Raw genomic sequence first — 18,182 nt, forward strand, 5'->3', positions numbered from 1 at the left:
CCTATTCGCGACCCGGCAGTTTCTTCCAGGTCACCTTGTCACGCAGATAGACAGGGGTGGCTTGCTCAACCGGCACCGCCTCACCCGCAAACCAGGCCTGGCGTGCCAGAGGCAGCATGTCGGCGGCCGCCGGGAAACGCACCTGGCTTGGCATCAGCACATCTGCCAGGCCGCACAGGGTCTCGCCATAGGTTTCAAAACCGGTGCCAACGCAGCTCACCGCGCCAGTCAGCTTGTCACGGGCCTGCACCAGTGCGGCTGGCTCGCTCACCACCTCCTCGCCCACCAGCGTCATCACCCCGTCCACCAAGGCGTAGTGGCCGAAATAGACCTCGTCCATGCGCGCATCGATGGCGGCAAGCACCTGCTCGGCCCCTTCCAGCTTATGGGCCCCCTGGGCCATGGCCGCCAGGGTGGAGACACCGATCATCGGCACGCCGGCACCAAAGGCGAGCCCCTGGGCCACGCTGATCCCGATCCGTACCCCGGTGAAGGAGCCAGGCCCACGACCGAAGGCGATGGCGTCGAGCTCATCCAACGATAGACCGGCTTCATCCAACAGAGCCTGAACCATGGGCAGGATCTTGCGGGTATGGTCACGCGGCGCCTCTTCCCAGCGGGAGTAGAGGGTGTCACCCACCATGAGGGCTGCGGAGCAGGCTTCGGTGGCGGTATCCACGGCCAGGATCTTCAACTCATCCATTCTTTTTATTCTCTTCACATCAGTCAGTTAAATCGTCAGCATGGCCAAGGCCTGCCGTCATGCATGGCCGGGTGCAATCAGCCCCGGCGCGGCGGACTCACTCCCGTGGTCCGAAAAATTCTCCCAGGGTCGCCAGCTCCCGGGTCCGTGGAATGGCAGGCAGGCTCTTGATGAAGGTGGCGCCATAGGGCTTGTTGACCACCCGAGGATCACAAATAACCAGTACGCCGTGATCACTGCGATCACGGATGAGCCGCCCCACCCCCTGCTTGAGGGCAATCACCGCCTTGGGCAACTGCAGCTCGGCAAAGGGATCCCCCCCCTTGAGCTTGCAATCCTCCACCCGTGCCTTGAGCTGGGGATCGTCCGGGCTCGCAAAAGGCAGCTTGTCGATGATAACACAGGACAATGCCGCCCCCCGCACGTCTATCCCCTCCCAGAAACTGCTGGTGGCCACCAGCACGGCCCGACCGTTCTCCACGAAGGTCTTGAGCAGCCGCTGCTTGTTGTCTTCCCCTTGCAGCAGGACGGTGCGGCCGATTTCCCGGCGCAGCACCTCGGCCACCTGGCGCATCACCTGATGACTGGTGCAGAGGAAGAAACACCCCCCCGGCGTCTTGTTGATGAGGGGGATCATCAGGGTCGCCAGCTGCTCCCCGCGCCCGAAGGCATTGGGCTCTGGCAAGAAACGGGGTACGCACAGGCGCGCTTGCTCGGCGTAATCGAACGGACTGTCGAGAATGAGTTCGGCGCTGCCGGCCAGCCCCATCTCGGCGACGAAGTGGGCGAAGCGATTGTCCACCGTCAAGGTGGCCGAGGTGAAGACCCAGGCCACCTCGGGGCGCTGCACCTCGGCACCGAAGCGCTCGGCGACCGACAGCGGCGTCAGATTGAGGGTAAAGTGCAGACGCGAACAGTCATACCAGTAGGAGAAACCGGTCTGGTTGATCGCCAGCACCTCCCCAAGGCGGGTGCGCAGCTCACTGATGCGCTCGAAACAGTGATCCAGCTGCTCCCCTCGCCCGAGCGCCAGTTTCAGCACTTCATAACAGAGCCCGATGGCATCGTTGAGGCGGGCCAGCGCCTGGGCCCAGAGGGATTGTCTCAGCAGATCCCGGGTGTTGCCGCGCCCCCCCTCCACGCCGAAGGCAAGGCGCAAATCCTGACTGGCAATGGCGAGCCTGTCCGCCGCCTTGCCAAGCTGGGCCATGTCATGAGCCTCTGCCCGGTAGGCGAGCTGGATATCCTGCGCCAAATCCTGGATGGTGCGGCTGCCCACGGACTTGCCGAAGTAGTGGCTGGCGATCTCGGGCAGCTGGTGCGCCTCGTCGAATACATAGACCTGCGCCTCGGGCACCAGCTCGCCAAAGCCGGTGTCTTTGACCGCCATGTCGGCGAAAAAGAGGTGGTGGTTGATCACCACCACCTGGGCGTCCATGGCACGGCGCCGGGCGATGACCAGGTGACAATCATCGTAATAGGGGCAGTCGCGACCCAGGCAGTTGTCGTTGGTGCTGGTGACGTGGGCAAGGATCTCGGCGTTCTCCTGTAGCCCCGGGATATCCCCCACATCGCCGTTGTCGGTGGCGGTCGACCAGGATTTGACCTTCACGAGATCGCTCAGGATCTCGGGCTTTTGCAGATGGGATTCACTCAATAGCCGGTTCATCCGCTCGATGCAGAGGTAATTGCTGCGCCCCTTGAGCAGTGCCACCGGCGGGGTGTAGTGAAGCGCCCCCGTGATGGTGGGCAGATCCCGATAGAAGAGCTGCTCTTGCAGGTTCTTGGACCCGGTGCTGATCACCACCCGCTTGCCGGATTCCAGCGCAGGCACCAGATAGGCATAGGTTTTGCCAGTGCCCGTTCCAGCCTCCACCAGCAAGCGGCCACCTTGCTTGATGGCGCGCGACACCGCCTCGGCCATCTCCAGTTGCGGGGCACGGGCCTTGAAGCCGTCGATATGGCGGGCCAGGGGGCCGTCTGGCTTGAACAGGGTCTGGATGATGGTCAAAGGCATGTCCCGCTGCAAAAGCGGGCATTATGCCAAAAGCGCGGAAAAAGCGGGACTGATAATGCGTTCAGACGAAGAGATCAATCCGGTGGTCCGGATCCGGTTTGTGATCATCATCCTGCACCGCTGGTTGATCAGGCTTTGGCGGCTGCTCTCTCTGCTGGTGATGCTGGCCACCGCCGCCATTGTCGGTGCCTATCTTGCGCAGCTGATGTTTCTGGCTGATCTGGGTCACCTCCCGCTTGATGTCATCCGGGCTCGGTGTCGAGGGTGCGCGGGGCAGGATGGGAAATAACAGGTCCTGGCTGGGCATGATGTCGCCTCCTTTGGCATCTCATTGTCTAGTTATCGACCAGAAAACCGTTTTCTCAACTTTAATCGTCCGGATCACATTTTTCGGTTGCATTTTCTGTCAAGGCAGGTAGTTTAAACCGGGCGTCAACAACGGCATCTGATTTGTAAAGGATTGATTACATCATGAAGTTCACCAACCTGAAGACTCATCATCACCATCATCATCCCGAATAGTCTTTCAGGAGGTTGACTGCTGGAAGACACTTAACTGGTGACTTCCAAAAGGACCGCAAGATTCATGAACCCTCGGAAGCACATACTTCCGAGGGTTTTTTCGTTTTTGACTAGAAGGAAACCGAGCAATGGAAACACAACGTCTGCGCATCGCCATGCAAAAATCCGGTCGTCTGAGCCAGGATTCCCAGGCCCTCTTCAAGAGCTGCGGCCTCAAGATCAACCTGCGGGAACAGCGCCTCATCGCCCATGTCGAGAACATGCCCATCGACATTCTGCGGGTGCGTGATGACGACATCCCGGGTCTGGTGATGGAAGGGGTGGTCGATCTTGGCATCATCGGCGAGAACGTTCTCGAAGAGGTGCAGCTCATCCGCGCAGCCCAGGGGCAGCCCTTTGCGGTGAAGACCCTCAAGCAGCTCGACTTTGGCGGCTGCCGCCTCTCTCTGGCGGTGCCGGACGATGTCAACTACACAGGACCCGAGAGCCTGGCTGGCAAGCGCATCGCCACCTCCTACCCCGGTCTGCTCAAGCGCTTCTTCGACGAGAAGGGCCTGGGCTTCAAGAGCGTGATGCTGGGCGGCTCGGTGGAAGTGGCCCCCCGCGCGGGTCTGGCCGATGCCATCTGCGATCTGGTCTCCACCGGCGCAACCCTGGAAGCCAACGGCCTGAAAGAGGTCGAGGTGATCTACCGTTCCAAGGCCGTCCTGGTGCAGGCCCCCAACCCCCTGAACGATGCCAAGCAGAAACTCATCGACAAGCTGCTGCCCCGCATCCAGGGGATGCAGCAGGCGCGCGAAAGCAAATACATCATGCTGCACGCCCCCAAAGACAAGCTCGATGCCATCACCGATCTGCTGCCGGGGGCGGAGCGTCCCACCATCATGCAGCTCGCCGGTGACACCAACCAGGTGGCCCTGCACGTCGTCTCCAGCGAAACCCTGTTCTGGGAGACCATGGAACAGCTCAAGGCCCTGGGTGCCAGCTCCATCCTGGTGCTGCCCATTGAAAAGATGATGGAATAAGCCGAGAGAGATGGAATAAGGAAGACACATCATGCAGACCCTGATCTGGAAGACCCTCTCCCCCGCCCGGCAAGCCGAGGTCCTGACCCGGCCCGCCCTTGGCGACGAAGCCGACATCGGTACCGTGGTGCGAGACATCATTGCTGCGGTACGCAGCCGGGGCGATGAGGCCCTGCGCGAGCTGAGCCAGCGTTTCGAACGCGCGCCCCGGGAACAGCTTCGGGTGAGCGACGCGGAAGTGGATGCCGCCTGCGCTCGACTCGGTGATGACATCAAGGGCGCCATCGAGGCCGCCATCGCCAATATCCGTACCTTCCACGCCGCCCAGGTGCAGCCCATCGTGCGCGTCGAGACCCAGCCCGGGGTACTGTGCGAGCTGCGCACCCAACCCATCAGCCGGGTCGGTCTCTATGTCCCGGGAGGCAGCGCGCCGCTCCCCTCCACCGTGATGATGCTGGCCATTCCGGCAAGCCTGGCCGGTTGCCGTGAGGTGGTGCTCTGTACCCCGTCTCCGGCAAGCGACGAGATCCTGTTTGCCGCCCGCGCCTGTGGCGTCCGTCAGGTGTTCGCCATCGGCGGCGCCCAGGCCATCGCGGCCATGGCCTATGGCACGCAAACCATCCCCAAGGTGGACAAGATCTTCGGCCCGGGCAACGCCTATGTGACCGAAGCCAAGGGCCAGGTTTCCCGTGACTGGCGGGGCGCCGCCATCGACATGCCAGCCGGCCCCTCCGAGGTGCTGGTGATCGCAGACGAGAGCGCCAACCCGGCCTTCGTGGCATCGGATCTGCTCTCCCAGGCCGAGCACGGCCCCGACAGCCAGGTGGTGCTGGTCACCACCTCCGCTTCCCTGGCCGATGCCATCGGCAGCGAGATCCAGGCGCAACTCGCCGACCTCAGCCGCCGCGACATCGCCGAGCAAGCCCTGAAGGCAAGCCTGGTGATCCTCTGCGACAACCTGGAGGAGGCCTGCGCCATCTCCAACGCCTATGCACCGGAACACCTCATCGTGCAGACCCGGGTCCCCCGGGATCTGCTGGACAAGCTCGAGAACGCGGGCTCCATCTTCCTCGGGGCATGGACACCGGAGTCGGTCGGTGATTACGCCAGCGGCACCAACCACACCCTGCCCACCTACGGCTATGCCCGCACCTGCTCGAGCTTGGGGCTTGCCGACTATCAGCGCCGCTACACGGTTCAAGAGCTCACTGCAGACGGCATTCGCGGCCTTGGCCCCATCGTCCAGCGCATCGCCCAGGCCGAGGGACTCGATGCCCACAAGCATGCCGTCACCCTCAGGTTGAACGCCCTGGCCGCCGAGCCCCAACAAACAGCACAGCAGAAGGATTTGTCATGAGCATCGTCAATCTGGCCCGTCGCGTCGTGCGGGCTCTCACTCCCTACCAGTCCGCGCGCCGCATCGGCGGCCAGGGCCACGTCTGGCTCAATGCCAACGAGGCCCCCCTGGCCTACCCCTTCACCGTCGAGGGGAGCCGTCTCAACCGCTATCCCGAGTGCCAGCCGGCCGAGGTGGTGAATGGCTATGCCGCCTACGCCGGGGTCAATCCGGATCAGGTGCTGGTGAGCCGCGGCGCCGACGAGGCCATCGAGCTGCTGATCCGCACCTTCTGTGAGGCGGGGGAAGATCAGATCCTCATCTGTCCCCCCACCTACGGCATGTACGCCATCAGCGCCGAGACCTGTGGCGTGGGGATTGTCGAGCAGCCATTGACCGCCAGCCGTCAGCCGGACTGGCCCGCCATCGCCGATCGCCTCTCTGACGTGAAGCTGGTGTTCCTCTGCTCCCCCAACAATCCCACCGGGGATCTGGTGGGCCGCAAGGGACTCGTCGCCCTGCTGGAGAAGGCCCGGGACCGCGCCATCATCGTCGTGGACGAGGCCTACATCGAGTTCTGCCCGGAGGCCTCCGTGGTGGACCTGCTCGCCCAATACCCGAACCTGGTGGTGACCCGCACCCTCTCCAAGGCCTTCGCCCTGGCGGGGATCCGCTGCGGCTTTACTTTGGGGGATCCCGAGGTGATTGCCATGCTGGCCAAGGTGATCGCGCCCTACCCCATTCCCGACCCCATCGCCCAGATTGCCGCCCAGGCGCTCTCTCCCATGGGGCTGGAACTGATGCAGGAGCGGGTGCTAGAACTCAACAAGCAAAAGGCGCTCATCAAGGCGGAGCTGCTTCGTCTGTCCTGCGTCAAGGAAGTGTTCGAGGACAAGGGCAACTTCGTGCTGGTGCGCTTCAAAGATGGCGCAGCCGTGTTCGCCGCCATGAAGGCCGCCGGCATCATCTTGCGTGATTTCTCCAGCAAGCCTGGCCTTGACAACAGCATCCGCATCACCATCGGCTACCAGGGCGAAATGGACGCCGTGCTGGCGGTATTGCGTGACCTGCCCCCACCCTCTCTGTAAGACAAGCAAGGATGTAGCGATGAAAACCCCGTTTTTGTTTATCGACCGTGACGGCACCCTGATCGAGGAGCCGGTCACCGACAAGCAGGTGGACAGCCTTGCGAAGCTGCGCTTCGAGCCCATGGTGATACCTGTGCTGCGTGAGCTCCAGGCCGCTGGCTACGTGCTGGTGATGGTGACCAACCAGGATGGGCTCGGCACCGCCAGCCTGCCCCTTGAAAACTTCCAGCCACCTCACGACCTGATGATGCACCTCTTCGAATCCCAGGGCGTCACCTGGGAGCAAGTGCTGATCTGTCCCCACTTCCCCACCGACGGTTGCAGCTGCCGCAAGCCTCACCTTGGGCTGGTGAAGGAGTATCTCGCCTCGGGCCGCATCGACTTTGCCAACTCCTTCGTGATTGGCGACAGACAGACCGACATCCAGCTTGCCGAGAACATGGGCATCCGCGGCATACGCTACCACCCGCAAGATCACGGCTGGAATGCCATTCGTGATCAGCTGCTCTCCAAGGGGCGCGTGGCCGAGGTGGAGCGCTACACCAAGGAGACCCGCATCCAGGTGGCGGTGGATCTCGACAAGAGCGGTGGCAACCAGATCGCCACCGGCATCGGCTTCTTCGATCACATGCTGGATCAGATAGCGACCCACGCGGGCTTTCGCCTCAAGCTCAAAGTGAGCGGCGATCTGCACATCGACGATCACCACACGGTGGAAGATGTGGGATTGGCGCTGGGTCAAGCCCTGCGCCAGGCCCTTGGCAACAAGCGCGGCATCGGCCGCTTCGGCTTCGTGCTGGCGATGGACGAGGTGCAGGCGGTGATCGACGGGCGTCCCCGCCAGGAGGCTGACAGCACCTCGCTGACCGAGCTGGACGTGGCCACGGCGCTGGATCTGAGCGGCCGTCCCTACTTCGTGTTCGACTGCCCGAGCGGCTTTGGTCGCGACAGCGTGGGAGAGATGGCCACCGAGATGGTGCCCCACTTCTTCCGCTCCCTCTCTGACGCCATGGCCATCACCTTGCAGATGAAGGTGGGCAGCGGCAACACCCACCATCAGGTGGAGGCGCTGTTCAAAGGCTTTGGCCGCGCCCTGCGCCAGGCCATTCGCGTGGAAGGGAGCGAGCTTCCCTCCAGCAAGGGGGTGCTGTGATGGGGAAACAGAACCTGGTCATCATCGACACCGGCTGCGCCAACCTCGCCTCGGTGCGCATGGCGTTCGAGCGCCTCGGCGTGCAACCCAGGGTGAGCTGCAAGGCCACCGACATCGAGCAGGCGGACAAACTGATCCTGCCCGGCGTCGGCACCGCCATCGCCGCCATGAAGAACCTCAATGAGCGGGAACTGGTGCCCCTCATTCGCGCCGCCAAGCAGCCGCTGCTCGGTTTCTGCCTCGGCATGCAGATGCTGGCACAGGCCTCGGAAGAGAACATGAGCGCCGATGGCAGCGAAGGAGCGCTCATCGACTGCCTCGGCATCGTGCCTGGCAGGATCCGCCTGATGGAGGTGGGCAACCTGCGCCTGCCCCACATGGGCTGGAACCAGATTGAACACGACGAGACCCACCCGCTACTCAAAGGCATCCCCAGCGGCAGCTACTTCTACTTTGTCCACTCCTATGCGCTGGAGGTGACCGACGCGACCCTGGCGACCTGCGACTACGGCCTGCCCTTTACCGCCATCGTCGGGCGGGACAACTTCTTTGGCGCCCAATTCCACCCGGAGCGATCCGGCCCGGCCGGTGCCCGCCTACTGCAAAACTTTCTGGAGCTATGACAGGCATGATTATTCCCGCAATCGACCTCATCAACGGTCAGGTCGTGCGCCTCTACCAGGGCGACTACGGCCAGAAAACCGCCTACAGCGACAACCCGCAGGCCCGCTTCGATGACTATGTCAGCCAGGGGGCGGCTCAGTTGCACCTGGTGGATCTGGACGGCGCCAAGGATGCCAAGGCCCGCCAGTTGGCCCTCATCGCCCAGCTGCTGTCCGCCACCGAGGCACCGGTGCAGGTCGGCGGTGGCGTGCGCAGCGAACAGGATGTGGCCGACTTGCTGGCGGCCGGCGCCAGCCGGGTGGTGATCGGTTCCACCGCCGTCAAATCCCCGGATCTGGTGGCCAGCTGGATGGAGAAATATGGCCCCGAGCGCATCGTGCTGGCCCTGGATGTCAACATCGATGAACAGGGCAACCGCCACATCGCAGTGGCTGGCTGGCAGGAGAACAGCGGCATCTCCATCGAGGCGCTGATCGAGCGCTTCCTCCCCGCCGGACTCAGACACGTGCTCTGCACCGACATCAGCCGGGACGGTACCCTGGCGGGCACCAACGTCGAACTCTACCGGGATCTCTGTGCCCGCTACCCGAGCGTCGGCTTCCAGGCCTCCGGCGGTATCGGCGGTCTGGCGGATATCGAGGCGCTCAAGGGAACTGGCGTCAAGGGGATCATCCTCGGCCGTGCCCTGCTGGAGGGCAAGTTTGACGTGGCAGAAGCCATTCGCTGCTGGGGTGACGGCCGCACTGCGTGACGCGCCCCTTTCCGGCATCAGACAGCCTGCCCATCCGGGCAGGCCTCTTTCTCCCCGATGGGGGCGAACCTTATGATTTGGCAGCAATTGGCTCTATACTCGACCTCACAGGGATAGCGTCATGGAAGACATATGTTGACACCTCACAACGCCACCATCCTGATCGTCGACGACTCACCCGAAAATCTGATGGTACTGACCGAATTGCTTTCGCCTCATTACCGCGTGCTGGCTGCGCAGAGCGGGGAAAAATGCCTGCGCATCGTCAGCGCGGATCCAAAGCCTGACCTCATCCTGCTGGATGTGATGATGCCCGGCATGGATGGTTATGAAGTGCTCAGGCAATTGCGTCAGTCCCCGATCAGCAGCCGTATTCCCGTCGTTCTGCTCACCGCCCTCGCCGACCCCCAGAGCGAGGAGTTCGGCCTCTCCCTCGGCGCCGCTGATTACATCACCAAGCCCATCAAACCGGTGGTCGTTCAGGCCCGGGTGCGTACCCAGCTGGAGGCCAAGCAGGCCCGTGACGGTCTGCAAAACCAGAATGCGGCGCTGGAAGCCGAGGTCGCGCGGCGAATGGCGGAAAACGACCTGATCCAGCAGGTCTCCATCCGAGCTCTCGCCCATCTGGCGGAGATCCGCGACCCCGAAACCGGCAACCATATCCTGCGCACCCAGGGCTATGTGCGTCTGCTGGCGAGCGCCCTGGCTGATCACCCCCGTTTCGCCGATACCCTGACCCCGGGTTACATCGATCTGCTGAGCCGCTCCGCACCGCTTCATGATATCGGCAAGGTGGGCATTCCCGACCACATCCTGCTCAAGCCGGGCAAGCTGACCCCGGAGGAATGGCAGATCATGCGCACCCACGCCAAGCTCGGCAGCGATGCCATCGAGGAGGCCGAACAGGACATGGAGCAGCCCCTGGCCTTCCTCACCCTGGCCAAGGAGATCGCCCACTGGCACCACGAGAAGTGGGATGGCAGCGGCTACCCGGATGGCTTGCAAGGGGACGCCATACCCCTCTCGGCCCGCCTGATGGCGCTGGCAGACGTGTTTGACGCCCTCATCTGCGCCAGGGTCTACAAGCCGGCCATGAGCTACGACGAGGCGCGCGCCCTCATCCTCTCCGGCAGTGGCCACCATTTCGATCCCGATGTCGTGACCGCCTTCGATCGCCATTTCGACGCGTTCGTCACCATTGCCGAACGCTACCAGGATGGCAGCGAGGCCGTGGATGGCTGAGGCTCCCCTGACCCGGGCACATGTGCTCAACGTCGTGCTCACCTATGCCGCCGTGGCAAGCCTGTGGATCCTGCTCTCCGACAAGGCGGTGGAGTGGCTGTTCAGCACCCCTGCCCAGTTCGCCATGGCAAGCACCATCAAGGGCTGGCTCTTCATCCTCATCACGGCCCTCATGCTCTATGCCATGCTGCGTCGTCGCATTGACACCACCGGCAGCACACCTGTCTTTACACGGCGTCAATGGATCCCCTTCCTGTTGCTCAACGGGCTCATTCTGGCCCTGACCGCCATGGCCATCGCCCGCAACATCGAACTGGCACGCAACAAGGAGGTGGCTCGTCTCGAAGCCATCGCCGATCTCAAGAGCCAGCGCGTCACCGAGTGGCTCGGTACCCACGAGGAGGATATTCACCAGCTCATAAAGGGTCTGGGCAGTACTGATTTCTATCGTCCCGGACAAGGACCATCCTCACCCGAAGCGATCACGCCACCACTGGCAAGGCTGCTCGAATTCATCTCGGTACGCGGATTTCACGGTGCGGCCGTGTTCAATCCTGCCGGACATCCCCTGTGGCATACCCCGGGTGGCGACACCATGAATGCCACGTTGCGTGACGCCCTGACACGGCTCGAGCAGGGCAACGTCATGCGTCTTGGTCCCTATCTCGATGATCGCGGCCACGCCAGGCTGGACTTTCTGGTCAATCTGGAGGTCGCTGCAGGACCTGCCCCCGTGCTGGTGATGCAGATAAGCGCAAATCGCTGGCTCGATCAGATCCTGGGGTCCTGGCCCGTCCCAGACAGCAGCGGAGAAGCCATTCTGTTTCGCCAGCAGGGGGATCAGGTCCACTATCTGAGTAGCCTGCGCTATCGCCCGGAACCGGCTCTCACCCTGCACTATCCCGTCACCCACCCCACCCTGCTGGCTGCCCAGTATTTGCGGCTCGCCGAACGCGGCACGCCCCAGGTGCTTTATGGCCAGGATTACCGGGGCAGCGAGGTCTTCGGGGTTGTCTATCCGGTCATGAACACGGACTGGTACCTGCTGGCCAAGATCGACAAGGCGGAACTCTACCAGGCCACCTTCAAGGAGAGCGTCTGGATCGGTCTCATCGGCCTGCTGGTGCTCTTTGTCACCAACGCCGGCATCATCCTGCTGCGCCAGCACACCCGGCTGCAGATGGCCGAGCAGCTTCAGCACTCCCAGTCCCAGCGGCTGGAGGCGTTGCAACTGCTCTCCGCCATCGCCGACAGCTCGGAAGACGCCATCTTCGCCAAGAACAAGGAGGGCAGATACATCCTCTTCAACCGGGCCGCCAGCCAGTTTGTCGGCAAGCCGGTTGACGAGGTGCTGGGCCAGGATGATCTGACGCTCTTCCCGCCGCAGCAGGCGCAGATGCTGATGGCATCCGGGCGCCAGGTCATAGAGCGCAATCGGGTGCAGACCGAGGAGGAGTACCTGACCCTGCCCGATGGCGAGCATGTGTTTCTCGCAACCAAAGGCCCCTTGCAAGACAGCGAGGGGCAGGTGATCGGGATCTTCGGCATCTCTCGGGACATCACGGACTTCAAACGGGCCGAGGCCGACTTGCGAGAGCGGGAGGGACTGTTCCGTGCACTGGTGGAGCAATCCCTTGCCGGGATCTACATCATCCAGCAGGGTCGGCTCTGCTACATCAACCCCTGTTTTGCCCGACTGTTTGGCTATGACACCCCGGGGGCGCTGATCGCCGTTGGCCAGTTACACGCCCTTGCCGCTCCCAAGGACAGCACCAGGGTCGCAGAGCTGGTGCACGCGTGCGAGCAGGACGCGCGCGATATCCACACCCGCTTCAGTGCCCTGCATCAGCACGGGGAATCCCTGGAGGTCGAGCTGTACGGGCGGCGCGTCGACTACCTCGGTCAGCCCGCCATCATCGGCATTCTGCTCGATGTCACCGAACGGGAGCAGGTTGAACAGGCCCTGACCCGCCAGGCCAGCGAGCTGCGCCAGCAGAACCATGAGCTGGAGCGGTTCAACAAGGTGATGGTGGACAGGGAACTCGCCATGCTGGCCCTCAAGCACCAGATCAACGGGCTCTCCCGTCAGCTCGGAGTGCCGCCCCCCTATCCCCAGGCCCCCATGCCACCGGAGGATCTCCCATGATGAGCTGGTCACCCCTGTGGCATGTGCGCCCCTCCACCCAGCGCTGGGGGATCTCCCTGCTGGCCGTGCTGCTGCCCGTTCTGATGTTGCAAATCCGGGTCCAGCTGCCCATCGCCTTTGGCGAGCGACCGCTGCTGGTTCTCTTCATGCTGCCCATCATCGTTTGCGCCCTGTTGGGGGGCTTGTTGCCAGGTCTGCTCTGCACTCTGATCACCGCCCTGGTCACCAGCTATTTCATGCTCCCCCCCATCTATTCACTGAGTGTCGAGGCTGGCCAGGATCTGGTGCAATGGTGCCTGCTCATCGCCAACGGTCTGCTCATCAGCGTGCTCAGCGCCGCTTTTCATCGCGCCCGGGCCAGAGAGGTCCTGCGCTGGCAGGAGCTGATGAACACCCAGAACCAGTTGCAGCAGAGCGAGAACCGCTTCCAGGTCACCTTCGAACAGGCGGCGGTCGGCATCGCCCTGGTCTCCCCCGATGGACACTGGCTGCGTGTCAATCAGCGACTGTGCCACATCCTGGGCTACCGGGCCGACGAGCTCACCGGGATGACGTTCCAGCAGTTGACCCACCCGGACGATCTCTACCTCGATGAGGCCCATGTGGCCCGGGTGCTGGCGGGAACTATCCCCCACTACACCCTGGAAAAGCGCTACCTGCACAAGGGGGGAGAGATTATCTGGACCACCCTGACGGTGGCCCTGGTGCGCGACGCCGAAGGCAATCCCGACTACTTCATCTCCATCATCGAGGACAACCGGCAGAACAAGGAGACCGAGGAGGCGCTGCGCCGCAACGAAGCCATACTGCGTGAGTCCCAGCGTCTCGCCAAGATAGGGAACTGGCGCTGGCGCGTGGCCGATGACAGCCACTTCTGGTCACCGGAGATCTATCGCATCTATGGCCGGGATCCGGCCCTCCCCCCCGCCGTCTATCCCGAGGTCAGAAAATACTTCACCCAGGAGGGGTGGCACACGGTGGCCCAGGCCGTCGAGCGCTGCAGGCTGGACGGGCAGCCCTACGAGTGCGATGCCGAAGTGATCACGGAGCAGGGGGAGACCGCCTGGGTCATTGCCCGCGGGGCGGCGCTCAGGGACAGGGATGGCACCATACTCGAGCTCTACGGCACCGTGCAGGACATCACGGAGCGCAAGCTCGCGGAGCAGCGCCTGCAACACAATCAGCAGATGGCGCTCGATACCCAGCGTCGTGCTCGCCTCGCAGCCCTGAACCTGATGGACGACGCCATCAGTGCACGGGTGCGCGCCGAAACCGTCAGCAGCGCCCTGCGCGAGAGCGAGCAGCGCCTGCTGATGGCCCAGGAAGGGGCCCATGTCGGCATCTGGGAATGGGACATGGTCAGCAACCGTCTCTTCTTCTCGCCGGAATGCGCCCGCCTCTATGGCCGCAGTGCCGAGGTGCTCGGCGAGCTGGCAGCCTGGCAGGCCTGCCTGCATCCGGATGACAGGCCCCGCATCGAGCAGTTGCTGGCGGAGCGGGCAGTCAGCGGCGCCCCCGTCGAGCTGGAGTTCAGGATCCTGCTGCCAGATGGCGGCATCCGCTGGCTGGTGAGCAAAGGGAGCGTCTACCGGGACGCCCAGCAGCGGCCCGTGCGCCTCCTTGGCATCCATCTGGACATCACCCAGAGCAAGCTGGCCGAGCAGCAGTTGCGCCAGTTGTCCCTGGCCCTCGAACAGAGCCCTGACGGCGTCTTCATCACCGACACCCGGGCGCGCATCGAATACGTCAACCCCGCCTTCCTCGCCGCCAGCGGTTACCAGCAGCACGAGGTGATAGGCCGGACCCCGTCCCTGCTGCGCTCTGGCCTCACCCCGGATGCCAGCTATGTCGCCCTGTGGGATGCCATCAACCACGGCCAGCGCTGGCATGGCGAATTCATCAACCAGCGCAAGGATGGCTCCCACTACCAGGTGCTGGCCACGGTGTCGCCGATCCGCCAGGAGAGCGGCGAAATCACCCACTACGTCACGGTCCAGGCCGACATCACCGAGAAGAAACAGCTCGGCGAGGAGCTGGACCAGTATCGCTACCACCTGGAGGAGATGGTCAACGAGCGCACCCGGCAGCTGGCCCAGGCCCACCAGCGGGCCGAAAGCGCCAACCACGCCAAGAGCGCCTTCCTTGCCAACATGAGCCACGAGATCCGCACCCCCATGAACGCCATCCTGGGGCTCACCTATCTGCTCAAGCGCGACACCCGGGATCCCACCGACCTCGAACGGCTGACCAAGATAGACACTGCCGCCCAGCACCTGCTCAGCATCCTCAACGACATCCTGGATCTCTCCAAGATCGATGCGGGCAAGATGACGCTGGATCTGACCGATTTCTCCCTCACCGCCATGCTGGACAACGTCCGCACCCTGATGAGCGACCAGGCCAGGGCCAAGGGGCTCACCATAGTGACGGACATCGGCGATACCCCCGCCTGGGTGCACGGCGACATCACCCGCCTGCGCCAGGCCCTGCTCAACTATGCGACCAACGCCATCAAGTTCACCGAGCAGGGAACCGTCACCCTGCGCGTCAGGCTGGCCCGCCCCCTCACCACCGGCTACCTGCTGCGCTTCGAGGTGGAAGACACCGGCATCGGCATCACCCCTGCGCAGCGCGAGAAGCTGTTCCAGGCGTTCGAGCAGGCGGATGTCTCCACCACCCGCAGATATGGCGGCACTGGCCTTGGCCTTGCGATCACCAGCCGGATCGCCGCCCTGATGGGGGGCGAAGTCGGGGTCACCAGCGAGCCAGGCCAGGGAAGCTGCTTCTGGTTTACCGCCAGGCTGTTCAAGGCAAAGGAGGACGCCCCTTCCCGGCCCCCGTCCGAGCAGGGGAACCAACAGGCCTTCAACTTCCCTCGCCACGCCCGGATCCTGCTGGTGGAAGACAACGCCATCAACCGGGAAGTGGTGCTCGAGCTCCTGTGCCACAGCGGCCTCGTCATCGAGACGGCCGTCAACGGTCAGGAGGCCCTGGCCCTCGTCAGCCAGCACCCCTTCGACCTCATCCTGATGGACATACAGATGCCGGTGATGGATGGCTACAGCGCCACCCGCGCCATCCGGGCCCTGCCCGGCATGGACAGGCTGCCCATCCTGGCGCTCACCGCCAGCGCCTTCGAGGAGGACAGAAAGGCGAGCGCATCGGCCGGCATGAACGATTTCATTGCCAAGCCCGTCACCCCCGCCAAGCTGTTTGAAGCCCTGCAGCGCTGGTTGCCCCAGGGCAAGGTCCCCGAGCTTGCCCCGGATGACAGCACTCGCCATCCCGTGACAGGCCCCCTTGCCCGCCTGCAGGCACACCCGGGCCTGGATCTCGACCAGGGGCTGGCGACCCTCAACGGCAATCAGGAGAAATACCAGGCCCTGCTTCGCTACTTCATCCATGAGCATGGCCAGGACATGGCGCGGCTGCACCACCACTTGCAGGCCGGGGAGCACAGCGATGCAACCCGCATGGCCCACAGCCTGCGCGGCGTGGCGAGCACCCTGGGGGCGCGTGAGCTGTCGCGCCACTGCCTCGCCCTGGAGCAGGCCATCGCGGGCGGCGACACTGAGCCCACCGGACTCATGTCATCCATCGATGAGGAGATTGCCACCCTTTGCGCTCTGCTCGGGGACGATCTCGCCGCCCCTACCACCGATCTGGTGCCTCTGGGGGATCAGTGGCGCCAGCAACTGCTGGGCCAGATGGAAGCCCTGCTGGTGCAAAGCGACACCGCCGTGATCCCCCTCTACGAGCAGTATGCCGGTCCCCTTCGCCTCATGCTGGGGTCTCGCAGCGACACCCTGACCAGGCAACTGAAGGCGTTTGATTTTGATGCCGCCCTGCTCACCCTGCGCCAGCATATGGCAACGGACGAGACCCACCCGGACGATCGGGCTCCCCTCCCCGAGGCGCCAGCCTGCCATCCGGGGCAGGTGAAGGGCGACAAAGGGTTGAATCACTGAATGAAGTCATGCATATAGTGGGGTGCCCAGAGGCGACGAGACGGCCTGCCGGGCCTGTCGTTTCTCCCTTCATGGGCCCCCGTTCAAGGCATGCCAATCCTGTTCCCGTCCGCCGCCCGGGCCAACGCCGGCGGCAGAACGACGTTTCTTTAACTGTGCTTTACATGGAGCAATGAGCATGTTGTCAAAGCGTATTATCCCCTGTCTCGACGTCAAAGATGGCGTGGTGGTCAAGGGCGTGCAGTTTCGCAACCACGAGGTGATGGGCGGCATTGTCGACCTCGCCCGCCGCTACGCCGCCGAGGGCGCCGATGAGCTGGTCTTCTATGACATCACCGCCTCGAGCGACGAACGGGTAGTGGACAAGAGCTGGGTAAGCCGGGTGGCGGAAGTCATCGACATCCCCTTCTGCGTCGCCGGCGGCATCAAAAGCGTGGAGGATGCCCGCCAGATCCTGGAATTCGGTGCCGACAAGGTCTCCATCAACTCCCCCGCCCTGGCCGATCCCACCCTGATCACCCGGCTCGCCGAGCGCTTCGGCGTGCAGTGCGTGGTGGTGGGTATCGACTCCTACTTCGATGCCGCCCTCGGTCAATATCAGGTCAAACAGTTTACCGGCGACGAGAGCCGCACCCGCACCACCACCTGGACCACCCTGGAGTGGGTACAGGAAGTGCAGCGCCGGGGCGCCGGGGAGATAGTGCTCAACGTGATGAACCAGGACGGTATGCGTCAGGGATACGACCTTGAGCAGCTCAAGCTGGTGCGCGCCGTGTGCAAGGTGCCCCTCATCGCCTCCGGCGGCGCCGGGGCCATGGAGCACTTTCGCGATGCCTTTACCCTGGCCGACGTGGACGGGGCGCTGGCCGCCTCCGTGTTCCACAAGGGCCTCATTCCCATTCCCGAATTGAAACGCTGGCTGAAAAACGAAGGAGTCGCCATCCGTGAATAATCAAGCAGTAGACAATGCATTGCCGCTGGCCGAGCGCCTGGACTGGGCCAAGTGTGAGGGCATGATCCCCGCCATCGTCCAGCATTCCCTCAGCGGCGAAGTGCTGATGCAGGGCTTCATGACCCGCGAGGCGCTGGAAAAGACCCAGACCACCGGCCAGGTCACCTTCTTCAGCCGCAGCAAGCAGCGCCTGTGGACCAAGGGCGAGAGCTCGGGCCATGTGCTCAAGCTCGTCGCCATCACCACCGACTGTGATCAGGACTCCCTGCTCATTGCGGCCGATCCGGTCGGCCCCACCTGCCATCTGGGCAACCCCTCCTGCTTCGACGGCCACCCCGTGCCGCCGCTCGGCTTCCTGGCCGAGCTCGAACAGATCCTGGCATCACGCAAAGGGGCAGATCCCGCCACCAGCTACACCGCCAGCCTCTATGGCAAAGGCACCAAGCGCATCGCCCAGAAGGTGGGTGAAGAGGGGGTGGAAGTGGCCCTGGCCGCCATGGCGAAAGACAGAGAAGAGCTCATCAACGAATCCGCTGACCTGCTCTACCACCTGACCGTCTTGCTGCAAAACGAAGGCTTGGGTTTGAAGGATGTGGTGCAGCGCCTGCATGAGCGCCACACGAAGTAATTATTGAATTCTGTTCAACAAAACGGG

At 63.4% G+C, this 18,182-nt stretch carries 14 protein-coding genes and 1 other annotated feature; of the genes, 11 read left to right on the top strand and 3 right to left on the bottom strand.

Annotation, left to right across the window (positions count from 1 at the left end; all coding sequences use genetic code 11):
* Position 1: 1 nt before the first annotated feature.
* From tsaB to AB5Y93_RS12150, 3 genes are all read right to left on the bottom strand, one after another.
* Positions 2–703 (bottom strand): tRNA (adenosine(37)-N6)-threonylcarbamoyltransferase complex dimerization subunit type 1 TsaB, encoded by a 702-nt coding sequence (gene tsaB / locus AB5Y93_RS12140; protein ID WP_239053608.1) that lies wholly within the window; start codon positions 701–703, stop codon positions 2–4.
* 97 nt (positions 704–800) lie between these two features.
* Positions 801–2,720 carry an ATP-dependent DNA helicase gene (locus tag AB5Y93_RS12145; RefSeq protein WP_202043688.1) on the bottom strand — a complete coding sequence of 640 codons (1,920 nt, stop codon included), beginning with the start codon at positions 2,718–2,720 and terminating at the stop codon, positions 801–803.
* 61 nt (positions 2,721–2,781) lie between these two features.
* Positions 2,782–3,027 carry a hypothetical protein gene (locus tag AB5Y93_RS12150; protein ID WP_010674695.1) on the bottom strand — a complete coding sequence of 82 codons (246 nt, stop codon included), beginning with the start codon at positions 3,025–3,027 and terminating at the stop codon, positions 2,782–2,784.
* A gap of 190 nt (positions 3,028–3,217) precedes the next feature.
* Positions 3,218–3,342 (top strand) — a sequence feature (His leader region).
* Between the two features lie 28 nt (positions 3,343–3,370).
* On the opposite strand from AB5Y93_RS12150, the gene hisG reads away from it, so the two are divergent.
* From hisG to hisIE, 11 genes are all read left to right on the top strand, one after another.
* Positions 3,371–4,267, top strand: a complete 897-nt coding sequence (gene hisG, locus AB5Y93_RS12155; protein ID WP_010674694.1) for an ATP phosphoribosyltransferase — start codon at positions 3,371–3,373, stop codon at positions 4,265–4,267.
* A 31-nt stretch (positions 4,268–4,298) separates the two neighbouring features.
* A complete protein-coding gene (gene hisD, locus AB5Y93_RS12160) occupies positions 4,299–5,624 on the top strand; it encodes a histidinol dehydrogenase (protein WP_368229446.1) in 1,326 nt (441 codons plus the stop codon).
* Positions 5,621–6,691, top strand: coding sequence for a histidinol-phosphate transaminase (hisC, locus tag AB5Y93_RS12165; RefSeq protein ID WP_104455914.1), 1,071 nt, complete (start codon positions 5,621–5,623; stop codon positions 6,689–6,691). Before hisD ends, hisC begins: the two co-directional genes overlap by 4 nt.
* A gap of 19 nt (positions 6,692–6,710) precedes the next feature.
* The gene (gene hisB / locus AB5Y93_RS12170) at positions 6,711–7,844 is read left to right on the top strand and encodes a bifunctional histidinol-phosphatase/imidazoleglycerol-phosphate dehydratase HisB (RefSeq protein ID WP_104452913.1); all 1,134 of its coding nucleotides are present in this window, start codon (positions 6,711–6,713) and stop codon (positions 7,842–7,844) included.
* Positions 7,844–8,467 carry an imidazole glycerol phosphate synthase subunit HisH gene (gene hisH / locus AB5Y93_RS12175; RefSeq protein WP_221366529.1) on the top strand — a complete coding sequence of 208 codons (624 nt, stop codon included), beginning with the start codon at positions 7,844–7,846 and terminating at the stop codon, positions 8,465–8,467. The genes hisB and hisH overlap by 1 nt, the downstream gene beginning before the upstream one ends.
* A 5-nt stretch (positions 8,468–8,472) precedes the next feature.
* The gene (hisA, locus tag AB5Y93_RS12180) at positions 8,473–9,219 is read left to right on the top strand and encodes a 1-(5-phosphoribosyl)-5-[(5-phosphoribosylamino)methylideneamino]imidazole-4-carboxamide isomerase (RefSeq protein WP_368229448.1); all 747 of its coding nucleotides are present in this window, start codon (positions 8,473–8,475) and stop codon (positions 9,217–9,219) included.
* A 132-nt stretch (positions 9,220–9,351) separates the two neighbouring features.
* Entirely contained in the window at positions 9,352–10,461 is a 1,110-nt protein-coding gene (locus AB5Y93_RS12185) for a two-component system response regulator (RefSeq protein WP_010674688.1), read from the top strand.
* Positions 10,454–12,607, top strand: coding sequence for a PAS domain S-box protein (locus AB5Y93_RS12190; RefSeq protein WP_368229450.1), 2,154 nt, complete (start codon positions 10,454–10,456; stop codon positions 12,605–12,607). Before AB5Y93_RS12185 ends, AB5Y93_RS12190 begins: the two co-directional genes overlap by 8 nt.
* Positions 12,604–16,575 carry a PAS domain S-box protein gene (locus AB5Y93_RS12195; protein ID WP_368229452.1) on the top strand — a complete coding sequence of 1,324 codons (3,972 nt, stop codon included), beginning with the start codon at positions 12,604–12,606 and terminating at the stop codon, positions 16,573–16,575. Before AB5Y93_RS12190 ends, AB5Y93_RS12195 begins: the two co-directional genes overlap by 4 nt.
* 178 nt (positions 16,576–16,753) lie before the next feature.
* Positions 16,754–17,527 (top strand): imidazole glycerol phosphate synthase subunit HisF, encoded by a 774-nt coding sequence (hisF, locus tag AB5Y93_RS12200; protein WP_042881382.1) that lies wholly within the window; start codon positions 16,754–16,756, stop codon positions 17,525–17,527.
* The gene (gene hisIE, locus AB5Y93_RS12205) at positions 17,520–18,155 is read left to right on the top strand and encodes a bifunctional phosphoribosyl-AMP cyclohydrolase/phosphoribosyl-ATP diphosphatase HisIE (protein WP_029314506.1); all 636 of its coding nucleotides are present in this window, start codon (positions 17,520–17,522) and stop codon (positions 18,153–18,155) included. Before hisF ends, hisIE begins: the two co-directional genes overlap by 8 nt.
* The last annotated feature ends 27 nt before the right edge of the window (positions 18,156–18,182 follow it).

It is taken from the genome of Aeromonas sp. R10-1, from assembly GCF_040908465.1.
In the GTDB taxonomy this organism is placed as follows: domain Bacteria; phylum Pseudomonadota; class Gammaproteobacteria; order Enterobacterales; family Aeromonadaceae; genus Aeromonas; species Aeromonas caviae.